We start from the raw sequence: 17,105 nt of genomic DNA, 5'->3' as shown, positions 1-17,105 counted from the left end.
TCCGCAGTATCGGCCCGTCCGCGGTATCGCCGCGGCCCCGCCGCCCGCCGCGGGTCGGGGCCTGTCTCCGCGGCGATTTCCGGTCCCCTGCCGCCCTGGCCGGCCCTGCCTACCCCCGGCGCGCGATCCCGCCCGCCTTGCGCCTGACACGATCCGGAGACCTCGCATGACCGACCGCCCCGCGCCCGGCCCGCTCAACCTGCTGACCGACGTCGCCGGCCTCTCGGTCGGCAACGCCCAGGACGAGACCGCCCGCACCGGCGTCACGCTCATCCTGCCCGACGCCTTCGCCCGCGCCGCGGTCGATGTGCGCGGCGGCGGCCCCGGCACCCGAGAGACCGAGGCGCTCGCCCCCGAGAACCAGGTCGGCGGGGTCCATGCGCTTGTGCTCTCGGGCGGGTCGGCGCTGGGGCTCGGGGCGGCGGACGCGGTGGCGGCGGCGCTCTCGGCCTCGGGGCGGGGGCTCGCCGTGCATCCCGAGCATCCGCCGGTGCCGATCGTGCCGGCGGCGATCCTCTATGACCTCGGCCCCCATTCCCGCGCCGCCTTCGCCGCGGAGGGCGGTCCCCCTCATCCCCGGCTCGCCCGCGCCGCGCTGGCGGCGGCCGATGCCGGGTCCGGCGGGCGCTTCGCCCTCGGCTCGGTCGGGGCGGGGCGCGGGGCCAATGCGGGGGCGCTGAAGGGGGGGCTGGGCTCGGCCTCCATGGTGCTGCCGGGGATGGCCGCGGATGGCGGGCCGCTGACCGTGGCGGCGCTGGTGGCGGTCAACCCGGTGGGCGCGGTGACCATGCCGGGCTCGCGCGCCTTCTGGGCCTGGCCTTTCGAGCAGGAGATCGACGGCCGCCCCGAGTTCGGCGGCCTCCGCCCGGGGCCGGACTGGCGCCCCTCGGCCGAGCCGTTCCCCGCCGAGAGCCGTTTCGCCGGCCCGCCGCCGCCGCCGGGGGCCGCGACGGCGATCGGCGTGGTGGCGACGGACGCGGACCTGGGCACCGCCGAGTGCCTGCGGCTCGCGATGATGGGGCAGGACGGCTACGCCCGCGCGATCCGGCCGTCGCATTCGCCGATGGACGGGGACACGGTTTTCGGCCTGGCCACCGGGCGGGCGGCGCTGGGCGAGGGCAGGGGACGCCTGCGGGCGCTTGCGGCGCTGGGCGCGGCGGCGGCGGACTGCGTGGCGCGGGCGGTGGCGCGGGGAGCCTTCGAGGCGACGTCCGCGCCCGGAGAGCGCCCGGCCTGGCGTGACCTAGCGTAAGTTCGCGGGGGCTGTCGGCGGGACGTGCGGGGGCGCCGCAAGGTCGCGACGCCTTGAGTGAAATTCCCCTCTTGCATCCCCCCCGCCCGCTCGCTACACACCGCCACGCGCCGCGGCAGAGCCCGCAGCGCCCTGCACCGGTAGCTCAGCTGGATAGAGCACCAGACTACGAATCTGGGGGTCGGGGGTTCGAATCCTCCCCGGTGCGCCATTAATCTCAATGACTTACGAGAATCGCCCGAGGAACACTCTGCGCCGCAGATGTTCCGCGGGTGTTCCCGTTCGCGCTCTTTCGCGGCGACGGCTTGGCCCAGCCTCCGGCGGCGCCAACCCGTCGGCTCCCGGCGATGACGGCCTCCACATCCTACAGCAGGCGGAAGACGCGGCGGCCGGTCTTCCACGAGGCGCGGCCCGATCTCCCACAGGGTGAGCGCCGGGGCCATGCTCGGCGCAGGGCGTCCGTCTCGAAGCATCGCCCGCTTTTCCGAAACCTCCGCCCTGACCGGGCCGCCGGCGCGCCGCGACCGCGCATGGCGGTCATGTCGGCCGCGTCGGCGCGGGTGAGGACCGCGGGACCGGACCGCGGGTTTCGGGCACGCGTTCTTCCGCGGCGCGCTGCGTCGCGCTATCAATCCGACCAGGGGAGCGATAGGATGCGTTTTATGAATATAGCCTGCAGATATTGCCGTTCGGGTCCGTTCCAGGCGCCGGCGACGGCCTTGAAAGGCGGGAGATGACGGCCGCCGGAAAGGCTCCGCGCGTTCCCCGCGCACGCGCCGCCGGGCGGTCCTGGCCGTGCGGTCCGGGCGCAGGATGACCTTTCATTTTCTCGCCGGCCTGCCGCGCTCCGGCTCGACGCTGCTTGGCGCGCTGCTGCGCCAGAATCCGCGCTTCCATGCCGGCATGTCCTCGCCCGTGGCGACGCTGTTCGAAAGCGTGATCGCGCAGGTCTCGGCGGGGACGGAGCTCTCGGCCATGGTCGACGCCGAGCAGCGCGCGCGCCTGCTGCGGGGACTGTTCGAGAGCTATTACGCCGACCGCGAGCAGCCGGTGATCTTCGACACCAACCGGGCCTGGACCGCGCAGCTTCCGGCGCTGCTCCGGCTGTTCCCCGACGCCCGGCTGATCTGCTGCGTGCGCGACGTGGCCTGGGTCATGGACAGCCTCGAGCGGCAATGGCGCGCCAACGCCTTCGAGAACACCCGCCTGTTCAACACGCCGGCCGAGCGCGCCACCGTCTATACGCGGCTGGAGGCGCTGGCCTCCGCCAACCGGCTCGTCGGCTACGCCTGGCACGCGCTGCGCGAGGCCTGCTACGGCGAGCATGCCGACCGCCTGGTGCTGGTCGACTACGATCTGCTGACCCGGCGTCCGGCCGAGGTGATGGGCCTGCTCTACGAATTCCTCGGCGAGCCCGCCTTCGCGCATGACTTCGCCGCGGTCGAATACGACGCGCCGGCCTACGACGCGCAGCTCGGGCTCGACGGGCTGCATCGGGTGCATCCGGTGGTGGCCCCGCGGCCGCGCCGGACGATCCTGCCGCCCGATCTCTTCAAGCGCTTCTCCGGCATGGCGTTCTGGAACGACCTCAGCGACAGCCGCGCCTTCCGGATCATTCCCGACCAGCACGCCGCGGCATCTTCGCCGGCCCTCACGGAGAGACCGACAGCATGACCACGTTCACCGTCGACACCCTGGACGACGAGCTTTTCGACAACGGCACGCTTGCGGAGGAAATGGCGGACGGCGGAGGGCTGTCGCTGCGCGAGGCGATCGGGCTGGCCAATACCGGCCTCCACGCGGCGGGCGACGGACCCGGGATCGAGCTCGACGCGGCCCTGGCGGGCGGCGTGCTGCTGCTCTCCCAGGGGCAGCTCAGCCTTGCCGCGAACATGTCGATCGCCGCCGACCTGACCATCGACGCGCAGGGCGCGAGCCGGGTGATGCAGGTCACCGGCGGGCACGCGATCCTGTCCGGCCTGTCGCTGATCAACGGCGCCGTCACCGGCAAGGGCGGCGGGCTGGAACTGCAATCGGGCGGCTCGGCCGCGCTGACCGGCGTGACCGTGGGCGACAACACGGCCAGCGGCGGCGCGGGGGGCATTCACGTCGCCTCGGGCGCGACGCTGACCGCCCGCGACACCGCGGTGATCGACAACGCCACCGGCCTCTACGGCGGCGGGCTGATCGTGAACGGCGACGCGACCTTCCTCAATTCCGAGATCGGCGGCAACTCGGCCGGCAAATGGGGCGGAGGGGTGGACCTCGACGGGGGCGGGGCGCTGTCGCTGGTCAACGTCACCGTCCATGGCAATTCCGCGGTCAATGGCGGCGCCGGGGTCGATGCGTGGAACGGGGCGCTGAGCGTCGTCTCCTCGACCTTCACCGGCAACACCGCCGGGGGGCGCGGCGGCGCGATCTACATGTTCGTGTCCTCCGACCACCAGTCCTCGGTCGCCAACAGCATCTTCGCGGGCAACGCGGCGGCTTCGGTCATCACGGGCCACGACATGTTCCTCGCGGGGCAGGATCTCGACTTCGCGGGGGGCGTGATCCTGGGCACGCAGGCGCGCACCCCGTCCGGGGCCTTCGCGGCGCCGGCCGACAAGGTGACGGTGTTGGATGACGAGGGGCTGACCCTCGCCGATCTGTTCGCGGAGGTCGACGCCGGGACCGGCGGCGGGCGGGTCGAGGACAACGGCGGTCCGGTGCGCAGCGCGGCCCTGGCGCTGAGCGTGGACAATCCCGCGCTGGGCGGGGCGGACGGGTCGGTCGGGCGCGACGCGCAGGATCTCGACGGCGACGGGACGACGGACGAGACGATGCCCGTCGACGCCCGCATGGTCGAGCGCGGGGCGATCTTCGACATCGGCGCCCACGAATCCACCTCGGATCCGGCGAGCGCCATGGTCACCACGCTTCTGGACGTGGTCGACGCCGATGACGGCCTGCTGTCGCTGCGCGAGGCCATCGCGCTGGTCGAGGCCACGGGCGTCGCCGGCGGGCGGATCACCTTCGCCATGGGCGGGACCATCGCGCTGGACGGGACGCAGCTGGAGATCGCCGGCGATGTCATCATCGAGGGCGACCGGGACGGCGACGGGAACGGCGACGTCACGCTCGACGCCGGCGGGCTCAGCCGCGTGATGCAGGTGACCGGCGGCGCCGACGCGACCATCAACGGGGTGAACTTCACCGATGGCGATGCCATCAGCGGCGGCGGGCTGCTGATCGACGGCGAGTCGACCCTGATGCTGTCGCGCGCGATCATCTCGGACAACATCGCGTCCTCGGACGGCGGCGGCATCGCGCTCGGGGCCGGCTCGACGCTCCGCGGGCGGGATCTTGTGTTGAAGGGCAACACCGCCGGCTCGGAAGGCGGCGGGATCAACGTCACGGGCGACGCCACCCTCGTCAACGCGGAGATCGCCGAAAACAGCGCGATCTTTGGCGGCGGAATCGAGATGGAGGACCCGGCCGCGTCCCTGGTGCTGGTCAACGGCGTGGTGCATGGAAATCACGCCCACGGTTCCGGGGGCGGCATCGACGCCTATCGGGGCACGGTCGTCGTCCAGTCCTCCACCGTCACCGGAAATTACGCCGCCAACCTGGGCGGCGGGCTCTATGTCGGCGACGGCGCGACCATGACCGCGACCAATTCGATTTTCGCGGGCAATGACGCGGGTGCGGGCAATGACGCTTATCTCCTGGAAGACCTCGCCAGCGGCGGCGGGCTGATCCTGGGAACGGCTGCCGAACTGCAGAACGGGGCGCCCGCGCCCGTGGCGACCGTGGCCCCGGCGGCGGACCTGTTCGCGCAGATCGACGGCGCGACCGGCGGCGGGCTCGCGGCCGACAATGGCGGCTTCGGGCGCACCGTCGCCCTGAAGCTCTCGGCCGACAATCCCGCGCTCGGCGGCGCGGTGACCGACCCGGGCCTTGTGGCGGACGACGCGCTGGACCTCGACGGGGACGGCGACGTGAGCGAGCGCCTGTCGCAGGACGCCGCCGGCGCCGCGCGGGACTGGAACCAGACCGATGTCGGCGCGCTGGAAGCGGCGCCGCTCGACCCGTCCCCGCTCGACCCGGCGGCGCTGATCGTCACCACGGTCGAGGATGTGGTGGACGAGAACGACGGCCTCGTCTCCCTGCGCGAAGCGGTGGCGGTGGCGAACGCCGCGGCGACGGGCGGGCTGATCACCTTCGACGCGTCGCTCGATTCCGGGGCCGGGGTCGGCGCGCCGAGGCTGCTGCTGGCGGGCGGAGAGATCGGGATCACCGGCGATGTCGGCATCGACGGCGATATCGACGGCGACGGCACCGCCGACGTGACCCTGGACGGGCAGGGGCTGAGCCGGGTGATGTCGGTGACTTCGGGCGGGTCGGCCACGCTGAGCGGCCTTGTGGTGACCGGCGGCGACGCCGGTTTCGCAAATGGCGGCGGGATCTTGGTGAACAACGCCTCGCTCGACCTGCGCGACAGCGTGATCGAAGGCAACGCGAGCGGTTTCGGCGGGGGTCTCTACGCCTTCGCCGGCGACCTGCGCGTCGCCAACACGGAGTTCCGCGGCAACGCCGCCGGCTATGGCGGCGGCATGGCGGTCTGGAACTCGACGCTCGCCATGGGCTCCGTCACCGTCGCGCAGAACATGGCGAGCAACGCGGGCGGGGGGATCGCGATCTTCGACAGCAACGTGGCGCTGGCCAACCTCACCCTCGCCGACAACACCGCCGGTTTTCAGCGCGGCGGGGCCTGGTTCTTCAGAACCGAGGGCTCGATCACGCAAAGCACGATCACCGGCAATGTCGCGAGCAGCGCTTATGGAGGCGTTCAGGTCGACGGCGACTCCGGCGGGCTGACGATCGGCAACTCGATCCTGGCGGGGAACCTCGCCTTCTCCTCGGCGGACCAGGACCTTTCGGTGAACGGCGCCGGCGTCGCGACGCTGGCGGGCGGGGTCATCCTGGGGGCCGCGGCCGACGCCACGGGCGGGACGCTGAACACGCCGGGAACGGTGACGGTGCTGGCCGACGGGCCCCGGACGCTGGCGGACGTGTTCGCGGGGATCGAGCCGGACGGCGCGCCGACGCTGGCCGCGAACGGCGGGTCGGTGCGGACCGCGGCGCTGAGGCTCGACGCGTCCAACCCGGCGCTCGCCAGCGGCGATCCGGGGGTCCTGCCGCTGGACATCAACGACGTGGACGACGATTTCGATTTCGGCGAGCCGCTGCCCATCGCGGCCAACGGGGTCGCGATCCGCAGCGGGGCGCCCGATCTGGGCGCCGCGGCGGTGGTGGCGACGCCGGACGCGGTGGACGACGCCTATGCGCTGGGCGTGACGGGGGGCGTCTTCTCGAAGAACGTGATGGCGGACGGGGGGCTGGGGCCGGACCTGGATCGCGGCCTCGCGACCGTAGTCTCGGCCGTCGACGGCGAGGCGTCCCGCGTCGGCGTCAGCTTCGACCTGGCCGAAGGCGGGCGCGTGCGGGTGAACGCCGACGGCCAGTTCTGGTTCGCGCGGGACGGCGATTTCGACGACCTCGCCAGCGGCGAAAGCCGGACGGTGAGCTTCACCTACACGCTGGTCAACGCGCTGGGACTGAGCGATGCGGCGCAGGTGAGCTTGACCGTGACGTCGCCGAACGCGCCGCCGGTGGCCCATGACGACGCCTTCGCGACGAATCCTTCGGCGGTCTACGCCCGCTCCGTGTTCGACGACAACGGCTTCGGCGCCGATGGCGATCCGGATGGCCAGGCGATCACGGTGTCGAGTTTCGAGGGATCCGCCGCCAATGTGGGCGAGCGGGTGGACCTCGCGGATGGCGGCGCGGTGCGGCTGCTGGCTGACGGACAGTTCTGGTTCGTGGCGGACGGGGATTTCGACGGGCTCGCGCCGGGCGAAAGCGCGGAGACCTCGTTCTCCTACGCCATCTCGGACGGCTTCGGCGGCACCGACACGGCGGTCGCGACCTTCACCGTGACCGCGCCGAACGCGCCGCCGGTGGCCCGGGACGACGCCTTCGCGACGAACCCTTCGGCGGTCTACGCCCGCTCCGTATTCGACGACAACGGCTTCGGCGCCGACGGCGATCCGGACGGCCAGGCGATCACGGTTTCGAGCTTCGAGGGGGCCTCCGCGAACGTGGGCGAGCGCGTGGACCTCGCGGATGGCGGCGCGGTGCGGCTGCTGGCTGACGGACGCTTCTGGTTCGTGGCGGACGGGGATTTCGACGGGCTCGCGCCGGGCGAAAGCGCCGAGACCTCGTTCTCCTACGCCATCTCGGACGGCTTCGGGGGCACGGACACGGCGGTCGCGACCTTCACGGTGACCGCGCCGAACGCGCCGCCGGTGGCCCAGGACGACGCCTTCGCGACGAATCCTTCGGCGGTCTACGCCCGATCCGTGTTCGACGACAACGGCTTCGGCGCCGATGGCGATCCGGATGGCCAGGCGATCACGGTGTCGAGCTTCGAGGGATCCGCCGCCAATGTGGGCGAGCGGGTGGACCTCGCGGATGGCGGCGCGGTGCGGCTGCTGTCCGACGGACGGTTCTGGTTCGTGGCGGACGGGGACTTCGACGGGCTCGCGCCGGGCGAAAGCGCCGAGACCTCGTTCTCCTACGCCATCTCGGACGGCTTCGGCGGCACCGACACGGCGGTCGCGACCTTTACCGTGACCGCGCCGAACGCGCCGCCGGTGGCCCAGGACGACGCCTTCGCGACGAATCCTTCGGCGGTCTACGCCCGATCCGTGTTCGACGACAACGGCTTCGGCGCCGATGGCGATCCGGATGGCCAGGCGATCACGGTGTCGAGCTTCGAGGGATCCGCCGCCAATGTGGGCGAGCGGGTGGACCTCGCGGATGGCGGCGCGGTGCGGCTGCTGTCCGACGGACGGTTCTGGTTCGTGGCGGACGGGGATTTCGACGGGCTCGCGCCGGGCGAAAGCGCCGAGACCTCGTTCTCCTACGCCATCTCGGACGGCTTCGGCGGCACCGACACGGCGGTCGCGACCTTTACCGTGACCGCGCCCGACGCGCTGATGTGAGCATGTCGCCTGCGTCCGGTCCCCGGGCCGGACGCAGGCTGGCGGCCGTGACGGCGCGGCCCGGTCCCCCGGCTGAGAATGCCGGAAGGGGAGGGGCGTGTCGCCGGACGTTCTCCTGCCTTCGCCCGGCGCCTGCCGACGCCCAGGGCAGGTCAGCAAAACCCCGCTTCTTGCCGAAGAACTCCCACAGGGGGCTCCCGTCTGGTCTCGATGCGTGCGTCGGCGCCCGCGCGGCTGGGGCGGCAATGCGTTCTTGAGTTTTGCCAGGCGAAACTGCTATGCCGCCTTTGACCATGACCCTTCCGCTGCGGATCGGCTGCGGGAGGTCGGACGGACGCCTCGGGGAGGAGCGCGCATGCAACTGACGCATGGCCTGAAACGTGCGGCCGCGACGAACCCGGGGGGCGCGATCCGCGTCTCGGGCGAGGGGCGGCGATCCTATCGGGAGGCGATCGAGAGGGTCGCCCGCCTGGCGGGGGGATTGCGCTCGCTCGGGATCGCGCCGGGGGACCGGGTGGGCATCCTGGCCTTCAATGGCGAAGCCTATCTCGAAACGCTCTTCGCCGTGCCCTGGTGCGGGGCCGTGGCCGTGCCGATGAACTGGCGGCTGACGCCGATGGAGCTGTCCTTCCTGATGGAGGACGCCGGCGTGGGCGTGCTGATCGCCGACGCCGAAGGCCTGGCCCTGGCCCGGCGGATGACCCCGCGGCCCGCCGCCTGGGCGCGCACGGTGCTGATCGGCGCGGCCGACGACCGCGGCGCGGACCTGGTCCCCTACAAGGACCTGGCCGCGTTCGCCGAACCCGTCGCGGATGCGGAGCGGGGAGGCGAGGATCTGGCGGGCCTCTACTACACGGCGGGGACGACCAGCGCCTCCAAGGGCGTGATGCTCAGCCACGACAATCTCTGCGCCAACGCGATCAACGCGCTGGCCTCGCTGCAGTTCACGCAGGACTCGATCTACCTGCATTCGGCCCCGATGTTTCATCTGGCCGACGGGACCTCGACTTTCGCGGTGACGATGATGGGGGGCGCGCATGCCTATGTGCCGCGCTTCGATTCCGCCGCCTGCCTCGACCGGATCGAGACCTGCGGCGTGACCCACGCCCAGTTCGTGCCGACGATGATCAAGATGCTGCTCGACCACCCCGACGCGCGGACGCGCGACCTGTCGAGCCTGCGCAAGGTCCTCTACGGCGCGAGCCCGATCGAGGACGAGACCCTTCGCCGCGCGCTGAGCCTGCTGCCCAACGCGCGGTTCGTGCACGGCTACGGCATGACCGAGGTCTCCTCGATCGCCACGATGCTGCCGGGGAAATACGCGGTGACCGAAGGCCCGCACGCCGCCAAGCGGCGCTCCTGCGGGCAGGCCGGGCTGCTGTGCGAAGTGGAGGTGCGCCGCGAGGACGGCTCGCGCGCCGCCGCGGGCGAGGTCGGGGAGATCGTGATCCGCGGCCCCAACGTGATGAAGGGCTACTGGAACCGCCCGCAGGAGACGGCCGAGGCGCTGCGCGCGGGCTGGATGCATTCGGGCGACCTGGGCTGGCTGGACGAGGACGGGTTCCTGTTCCTCGCGGGCCGGCTGAAGGACATGATCAAGACCGGGGGCGAGAACGTCTTCGCCATCGAGGTCGAGAACGTGATCGCCGAGATCCCGGGCGTCGCCGAATGCGCGGTGATCGGCGCGCCGGACCCGCAATGGGGCGAGACGGTGCTGGCCCTGATCGTCCCGCGCCCGGGCGCGGAGGTGGACGGGCAGGCGGTGATCGCCTTCTGCCGCGAGCGTCTGGCCCCCTACAAATGCCCCCGCCGGGTCGAGATCCGGACCGAGCCGCTGCCGCTGAGCTCGGCCGGCAAGATCCTCAAGCGCGAACTGCGCGCCCCCTACTGGGAAGGCCATGGCGCCGGCTGAGGCCGCGCATCCGACCCCTCCCCCCTCAATCCCCGGAGCCCCCGATGCGCCGCACCCTGTTCGAGCCCGAGCACGAATTCTTCCGCGACACCGTCCGCCGCTGTTTCGAGACCGAGTTCCTGCCGCGCAACGCCGAGTGGGAGGCGGCCGGCGAAGTCTCACGCGAGGCGTGGCGGGAGATGGGCCGGCAGGGCTGGCTGTGCACCCTGATCCCGGAGGAATACGGCGGCGCCGGCGTCGACGAGCGCTATGCCGCGATCCTGCTGGAGGAGCAGTATCGCCTCGGCCTCACCGGTCCGGGCTGGTCGCTGCACTCGGACATCATCGCGCCCTACCTGCTGAATTACGGGACCGAGGCGCAGAAGCGGGAATGGCTGCCCCGGATGGCCACGGGCGAGGCGATCGCGGCGATCGGGATGACGGAGCCCTCGGGCGGCTCCGACGTGAAGGCGCTGCGCACGACCGCGAAGCGGGACGGGAACGGCTATGTCCTGAACGGGCAGAAGACCTTCATCTCCAACGGCTGGACCGCCGACCTGGTGGTGGTGGCGGCCAAGACCGACCCCTCGGCCGGGGCGCGGGGCGTCAGCCTGTTCCTCGTCGACACCTCGCTGCCGGGCTTCCGCAAGGGCCGCAAGCTGGAGAAGATCGGGACCCACGCCGCCGACACGGCGGAGCTGTTCTTCGATGACGTGCGCCTGCCCGGCTCGGCCCTGCTGGGGGAGGAGGGGCGCGGCTTCGGCATGCTGATGGCGAACCTGCCCTGGGAGCGGCTGATCATCGCCATCAACACCGTCGCGGTGGCCGAGGCCGCCACGGCCTGGGCGCTGGAGCACGTCAAGCAGCGACAGGCCTTCGGCGGCACGTTGTTCGATCTGCAGAACACCCGCTTCCAGCTGGCCCGCTGCGCCACGGACATCGAGGTCGGCCATGCCTTCGTCGACCGCTGCCTCGCCGCCCAGATCGCGAAGGAGCTGACGCCCGAGGAAGGGGCGATGGCGAAGCTGTGGGGCACAGAGATGCAGGACCGGGTGCTCGACATCTGCCTGCAGCTTCACGGCGGCTACGGCTACATGAAGGAATACCCGATCTCGCGCCTGTGGGCCGACAGCCGCTACCAGCGGATCGCCGGCGGGGCCAGCGAGGTGATGCTGGAGATCGTTGGGCGGTCGCTCTGAAGGGGGCGCTTCTTGCGGAGCGCCCCCGGCCCGGGGGGCTCAGCGCCCCTTGAAAACCGGCGCCCGCTTTTCGAGGAAGGCGGCGCGGCCTTCCGCGAAATCCTCCGAGATGATGCAGGCGGTCTGGGCGTCCGCCTCAAGCTTCAGGGCCTCGTCGAAGCCCATCGGCATCCGCGCCATGTAGGACTTGGTGCGCGCCAGCGCCCGGGTCGCCATGGTGGCGAAACCGGCGGCCATCTCCTGGGCGCGGGGCAGGGCCTGGCCCGGCTCGACGACCTCCTCGATCATGCCGGCGTCGCGCGCGGCCCCGGCGCCCATGATCTCGCCCGACATCAGGAAGGCCCGCGCCCGGCCCAGGCCCATGCGCATGCTCAGCGTCCACATCGCGCCCAGATCCGGCATCAGACCGATCTTCACGAAGGCCGAGGCGAAGCGGGCGTCGCGCGCGGCCACCACGAAATCGCAGGCCGAGGCCAGCGCCATGCCCCCGCCCACCGCCACGCCCTCGACCGCGGCGATCACCGGCTTGGGCGCCTCGACCACGCCGCGGACCATCTCCTGCATCTTCAGAAGCTTGTCATAGGCGTTGTCGCCGTCGAGCGTGGTCATGCCCTTCACGTCGCCGCCGGCGCAGAAATGGCCGCCGGCGCCCGCGATCACGATCACCCGGCACTCCGGATCCGCGCCCAGCACCTTGAGCCCTTCGATCAGGTCGGCCTGCAGGGGCGCGGACATGGCGTTGCGCGCGGCGGGATTGTCGAGGATCAGGGTCCCGATCCCGTTCTCCAGCGTGCGGCGGACGGCGCCGGCGGGCGTCTCGTGGTCAGGGGTCATGCGGTTCCTCCGGTTCGTTTTTTCAGCGGTTGAGCATCGGCGCGACCGAGCGCGACAGATGCACAAGGCGGGGGCCGACCACGGTCTCCAGCGTCTCCAGCGTGGCGGCGAAGCGGGGGCCGGCGGCGTTCAGCGCCAGCACCGCGCCGCCGTCCGAGGCGACCAGCGGCACGCCGACGCCGCGGATATCCTCCTGGAACTCGCCGTCCACGATGCAGAAGCCGCGGCGGTCGATCTCGTCGAAGCTGCGCTGGATCGCGTCGCGCAGCGTCGGCCAGTCGTCGCCGGCGCGCTGCTCGATCACGCCCAGCAGCAGCTCGCGTTCCGGCGCGGAAATGCCGTGCATGAAGGACCGCCCCATGGCCGAGGTGGCGATGTCCACCCGGCTGCCCACGTCCAGGCGCAGGGTCATCATCGTCGAGGGGTGGCTGGCGTCCACGTAGATCATGCCCAGCCGGTCGCGCCCGCCGATGGCCACCGTCAGCCCGACCTCGTTGGCGAGCTGCTGGAGGTAGTCGCGCGCGATCATGCGGATCTTCATCGTCGACATCACCGGGTAGCCGAGCGCCAGGATCGCGGGCGTCGGCTCGAACTTGCCGGAGCGGGCGTTGAGCTGGAGATACCCCAGCTGCTTGAGCGTGTAGGTCAGCCGCGAGATCGTGGGCTTGGGCAGCTTGGTGATCTCCGCCAGCTCGCCGTTGCCCAGCGAGGCGTTGCCCCCCGAGAAGGCGCGCAGGATCTCCAGCCCGCGCGCCAGCGACCAGTTGAACTTGCGGTCGGCGCTCAGCTCCTCGGACAGGTCGTCGTCGTCGAAGATCAGAGGCATCGCCGAGCGCGAGGCCTTGCGTTCGCGCTTGGGCGAGGGCGGGGCGTCCGCGCCGTCTCCGCGCTGCGGTCTGCCAGTCTTCGTCATCGCGTCCTTCCCTCGGTCCGTCGCTGGAACGGCATCATCGTCCAACCGAAAGGATTTCGCCACCGACCGCGCGACGCGGCGAACGGCTCCGCAATCAGCCGCGTTTGTTTATTGCATGTTTCGCCCAGCGAAACTAGATTGCGCAAAACGCCCGGAATCGGGTCGCCAGAGGAAACGCATCAGGGAGGCGCCGCCGTGCGGCTGGACTTCGAAACCCTGTCGGAGCGCGATCGCTACAAGCTGCTGACCGCGACCGTCACGCCGCGGCCGATCGCGCTGGCCACCAGCCTGGACGGGCAGGGACGGGCGAACGCCGCGCCGTTCAGCTTCTTCAACTGCCTGCAATCGACCCCGCCGCTGCTCGCGCTGGGCTTCGAGCCGCGCGGCCCCGCGTCGGGGAAGGACAGCTGGGCCAACATCCTCGAGACGCAGGCGTTCATCGTTCACCTCGTGGACGAGCCGTTGCTGGAGGCGATGAACGTCACCGCGATGGATTTCGGCCCCGAGGTCGACGAGCTGTTTCAGGCGGGGCTGGAGACCCGGCCCGGCGATCTCGTGGCCGCGCCGCGGATCCTCGCGGCGCCGGTCGCCTTCGAATGCCGCCTGTTCCAGGCGATCCCGCTGGGCGAGGCGCAGGGCATCGCGCTGGGCGAGATCGTGGCGATGCATATCCGCGACGCGCTGCTCGACGTCGAGCGGATGCGGGTGGACACCGCCACGCTCGCCCTCGTCTCCCGCCTGCACAACCCGGGCTGGTACGCGCGCACGTCCGATCTCTTCCAGCTCCGCCGGCTGAACCCGGCGGACTGGAGCCTGCGGCCGGCCGAAGCCGGCGCGGACAAGAACGACCTACCCGGGAGGAATTGATGAAACGGACCCTTACGCTCGCCGCCGCGCTGACGGCAGGCCTCGCCGCCGCGCCCGCCGGCGCCCAGAGCCTGCGCATCGCCCACGGTTATCCGGCGCAGTCGATCATCGGCGCGACCTACGACCACTTCGCCGAATACGTCGAGGCGAATTCGGAGATCGAGGCCGAGGTCTTCGCCCTGACGCTGCTCGACCTGCGCCAGGCCTCTCCGGGGCTGACCTCGGGCGTGGCGGACGTGTCGATGGTGCTGACGCCCTATTTCCAGAACGAGTTCTCGGAGGCGAACTTCCCCGCCGACCTGTCGATGGCCGCCAATATCGACGGCCAGCCGACCTCGATCGCGGCGGCGATGGCCGGGGCGATGATGGAATACATCATCTTCAACTGCCCCGACTGCCGCATGCAGATCGCGGCGCAGAACCAGGTCTATCTGGCCACGGCGCCGGGCACGCAGTTCTCGCTGCTGTGCCGCGAGCCGCTGACGACCCTGGACGACGTCGCGGGCAAGGTCCTGCGCTCCTCGACCAACACGTTCCGGCGCTGGACCGAGGCGATGGGGGCCACGGCCTCCTCGATCTCGGGCAACGAGATGTATGACGGGCTGAACCAGGGCCTGATCGACTGCACCGTGAACGCGGTGGGCGAGATGTCGAACTTCTCGCTCTTCGACGTGGTGAAGGGGATCACCCTCGCGGTTCCCGGCGGCACCTTCGGGGGCACGGGCATCGGCCATTTCAACCTGGGCTACTGGGCCGACCTGAGCGTCGAGCAGCGCGAGATGATGGCCCGCGGCATGGCCGAGACGGCCGCCTTCATGTCCACCGCCTATGTCCGCCAGGCGCGGACCGACCTGGCCAGGGCCCGCGAGATGGGGATCGAGGTGCACGAGCCCGACGCCTCGCTGGTCGAGGCGACCGCCGCCTTCACCCGCGCCGATGTGGACACCATCGTGCAGCTCTATTCCGAGCAGTACGGCGTGCGGGACGCCGAGGCCAAGGCCGCGACGTTCCAGGAGCTGCTGGCGAAGTGGAAGGGTCTGACCGATCCGCTCGACCCCACCGACCAGGCGGCCCTGGCCGATCTGCTGTGGACCGAGGTCCTGGCGAAGGTCGACTACGCGACCTACGGCCTGAACTGAGCCCCCCTCGGGCGCGGCGGTCGCCGCGCCCCCCCTCGACAGTCGCGGCGGCCCGGACGGCCGCCGCGCCCGCCGTTTCCCGCGGACCCTGACCTGCCCGGAGCTACGGGATGAAGACCGTCTTCGCCGTGACCAACCGCCTCGTGACCCTCGCCATGATCGTCGCGGGGATCGCGGTGGTGCTGATGATGCTTCACGTCTCGCTGGACGTGCTTACCCGCCCCTTCCTCAGCCGCCCGCTGCCGGGGACGACGCTGATCGTCTCGGACTATTACATGGTGGCCTGCGCGTTCCTGCCGTTGGCCTATGCGCAGGCGATCGACGGGCACATCTCGATGGACGCGGCCGCCCATCTCGCGCCGCCCCGCGCGCAGCGCCACATGGCCGGTTTCGCCCTGCTGATCGCCGTCGCGGTCTTCGCGCTGCTGACCTGGAGCGCCTCGCTCGACGCGCTGACCAAGTGGAGGATCAACAGTTTCTCGGTCGAGTTCGGGACCCGCATCCCCACCTGGCCGAGCTATTTCCTGCTGCCGGCGGGATGCGCGCTGATGACCCTGATCAGCGCCCTGCGCCTGCTGGAATACGCGCTGGGCCGGCTCGCGCCGCCGAAATGAGCCCGTCCCCCGCCCGACACCGGACCTTTCCGACATGAGCAATATCGAAATCGGCCTGACCGGCGTGGCGATCCTGTTCGTCCTGGTGGCGATGCGCGTGCCGATCGCCTTCGCGCTGATCGCCGTCTCCTTCGCGGGCCTGTGGATCGTGGGGGGCGAGCGCGCGGCCTGGGGGACGCTGTCGCTGGTCCCCTACACCTTCGCCGCGACCTGGACGATGAGCTCGATCCCGATGTTCCTGATGATGGGCTACATCTGCTTCGCGGCCGGGCTGACCGCGGGGCTGTTCCGCTTCGCGCGGCTGTGGACCTCGGCGCTGCCGGGGGGCCTGGCCATCGCCTCGATCTTCGGGGCGGCGGGCTTCGCGGCGGTGGCGGGCTCGTCGGTCGCCTGTTCGGCCGCGATGGGGCGCATCGCGATCCCCGAGATGACGCGCTACGGCTACGACGCGCGGCTGGCCACCGGCTCGCTCGCCGTCGCGGGGACGCTGGGCGCGCTGATCCCGCCCTCGATCCTGATGATCCTCTACGGGATGATCGCGCAGGTCTCTATCGGCCAGCTGTTCCTGGGCGGCGCCGTCGTCGGGCTGATCACGGCGCTGGGCTACGCGGCGCTGATCGTCGTGCGCGTGACGCTCGATCCCTCCCTCGCCCCGCGGGTGGAGGAGGAGGTGACCTGGCGGATGCGCTTCGCCGCCTTTCGCGACGTGGCCCCGATCGCGGCGCTGATCGCGCTGATCTTCGGGGGCCTGTTCGGCGGCTTCTTCACGCCGACCGAGGCCGGCGCGCTCGGCGCGACCTTCTCGACCCTGATCGCGCTCGTCACCCGCAGCCTCACCCGGAGCGCCTTCATCGACGCGATCCGCGAGACGCTGATGACCACGGCGACGCTGTTCATCATCGGCTGCGGCGCGGCGCTGCTGATCCGGTTCCTGGCGCTCAGCGGGGCGGGGGTGTTCCTGACCGAGGCGGTGACCGGCTTCGGGGCGGACCCGGTGATGATCGTGCTGGGCATCGCCCTGATCTACCTGGTGCTGGGCATGTTCCTGGAGCCGATCGGGGCGATGCTGCTGACCCTGCCCATCGTGCTGCCGATCGTGGGCGACGCGGGCTGGTCGCTGATCTGGTTCGGCGTGTTCCTGACCAAGCTGCTCGAGGTGGGCATGGTCACGCCCCCGGTCGGCATGAACGTGTTCGTCATCAAGGGCGTGGTCGGCGACCTGATCCCGCTTTCGGGCATCTTCCGCGGAATCGTGTGGTTCCTGGTCGTCGACCTGGTGATCGGGGTCCTGCTGGTCCTGTTCCCCGAGATCGTCACTTTCCTTCCCGCGCTGATCGGCTGAGCTCC

The 17,105-nt window shown here is 71.2% G+C and carries 11 protein-coding genes and 1 tRNA gene; 10 read left to right on the top strand and 2 right to left on the bottom strand.

What is annotated here, in order from left to right; translation table 11 throughout:
* Window positions 1-166: 166 nt before the first annotated feature.
* From BLV24_RS12280 to BLV24_RS12255, 6 genes are all read left to right on the top strand, one after another.
* On the top strand, window positions 167-1,252 hold the full coding sequence (locus BLV24_RS12280) for a P1 family peptidase (RefSeq protein ID WP_092682163.1): 1,086 nt from the start codon (window positions 167-169) through the stop codon (window positions 1,250-1,252).
* 134 nt (window positions 1,253-1,386) lie between these two features.
* Window positions 1,387-1,463 (top strand) — tRNA-Arg (locus BLV24_RS12275).
* Between the two features lie 602 nt (window positions 1,464-2,065).
* Window positions 2,066-2,926 carry a sulfotransferase family protein gene (locus BLV24_RS12270; protein WP_092682161.1) on the top strand — a complete coding sequence of 287 codons (861 nt, stop codon included), beginning with the start codon at window positions 2,066-2,068 and terminating at the stop codon, window positions 2,924-2,926.
* Window positions 2,923-8,301 carry a beta strand repeat-containing protein gene (locus tag BLV24_RS12265; protein ID WP_092682159.1) on the top strand — a complete coding sequence of 1,793 codons (5,379 nt, stop codon included), beginning with the start codon at window positions 2,923-2,925 and terminating at the stop codon, window positions 8,299-8,301. The genes BLV24_RS12270 and BLV24_RS12265 overlap by 4 nt, the downstream gene beginning before the upstream one ends.
* A gap of 355 nt (window positions 8,302-8,656) precedes the next feature.
* Window positions 8,657-10,213 carry a class I adenylate-forming enzyme family protein gene (locus tag BLV24_RS12260; RefSeq protein ID WP_092682157.1) on the top strand — a complete coding sequence of 519 codons (1,557 nt, stop codon included), beginning with the start codon at window positions 8,657-8,659 and terminating at the stop codon, window positions 10,211-10,213.
* Window positions 10,214-10,257: 44 nt separating this feature from the next.
* On the top strand, window positions 10,258-11,391 hold the full coding sequence (locus BLV24_RS12255; RefSeq protein ID WP_092682155.1) for an acyl-CoA dehydrogenase family protein: 1,134 nt from the start codon (window positions 10,258-10,260) through the stop codon (window positions 11,389-11,391).
* A 39-nt stretch (window positions 11,392-11,430) separates the two neighbouring features.
* Here BLV24_RS12255 and BLV24_RS12250 read toward each other — a convergent pair whose 3' ends face one another.
* On the bottom strand, window positions 11,431-12,225 hold the full coding sequence (locus tag BLV24_RS12250; protein WP_092682153.1) for an enoyl-CoA hydratase/isomerase family protein: 795 nt from the start codon (window positions 12,223-12,225) through the stop codon (window positions 11,431-11,433).
* 22 nt (window positions 12,226-12,247) lie between these two features.
* Window positions 12,248-13,138 (bottom strand): IclR family transcriptional regulator, encoded by an 891-nt coding sequence (locus tag BLV24_RS12245; protein ID WP_092682151.1) that lies wholly within the window; start codon window positions 13,136-13,138, stop codon window positions 12,248-12,250.
* Between the two features lie 195 nt (window positions 13,139-13,333).
* On the opposite strand from BLV24_RS12245, the gene BLV24_RS12240 reads away from it, so the two are divergent.
* From BLV24_RS12240 to BLV24_RS12225, 4 genes are all read left to right on the top strand, one after another.
* Window positions 13,334-14,005 (top strand): flavin reductase family protein, encoded by a 672-nt coding sequence (locus BLV24_RS12240; protein ID WP_092682149.1) that lies wholly within the window; start codon window positions 13,334-13,336, stop codon window positions 14,003-14,005.
* A complete protein-coding gene (locus BLV24_RS12235) occupies window positions 14,005-15,144 on the top strand; it encodes a type 2 periplasmic-binding domain-containing protein (protein ID WP_092682147.1) in 1,140 nt (379 codons plus the stop codon). The genes BLV24_RS12240 and BLV24_RS12235 overlap by 1 nt, the downstream gene beginning before the upstream one ends.
* Before the next feature lie 110 nt (window positions 15,145-15,254).
* Window positions 15,255-15,758 (top strand): TRAP transporter small permease, encoded by a 504-nt coding sequence (locus BLV24_RS12230; RefSeq protein ID WP_092682145.1) that lies wholly within the window; start codon window positions 15,255-15,257, stop codon window positions 15,756-15,758.
* A gap of 34 nt (window positions 15,759-15,792) precedes the next feature.
* Window positions 15,793-17,100, top strand: a complete 1,308-nt coding sequence (locus BLV24_RS12225) for a TRAP transporter large permease (protein WP_092682143.1) — start codon at window positions 15,793-15,795, stop codon at window positions 17,098-17,100.
* The last annotated feature ends 5 nt before the right edge of the window (window positions 17,101-17,105 follow it).

This window comes from Albimonas donghaensis (assembly GCF_900106695.1).
Classification (GTDB): Bacteria; Pseudomonadota; Alphaproteobacteria; order Rhodobacterales; family Rhodobacteraceae; genus Albimonas; species Albimonas donghaensis.
This window is presented reverse-complemented; position numbering and strand designations above follow the sequence as displayed.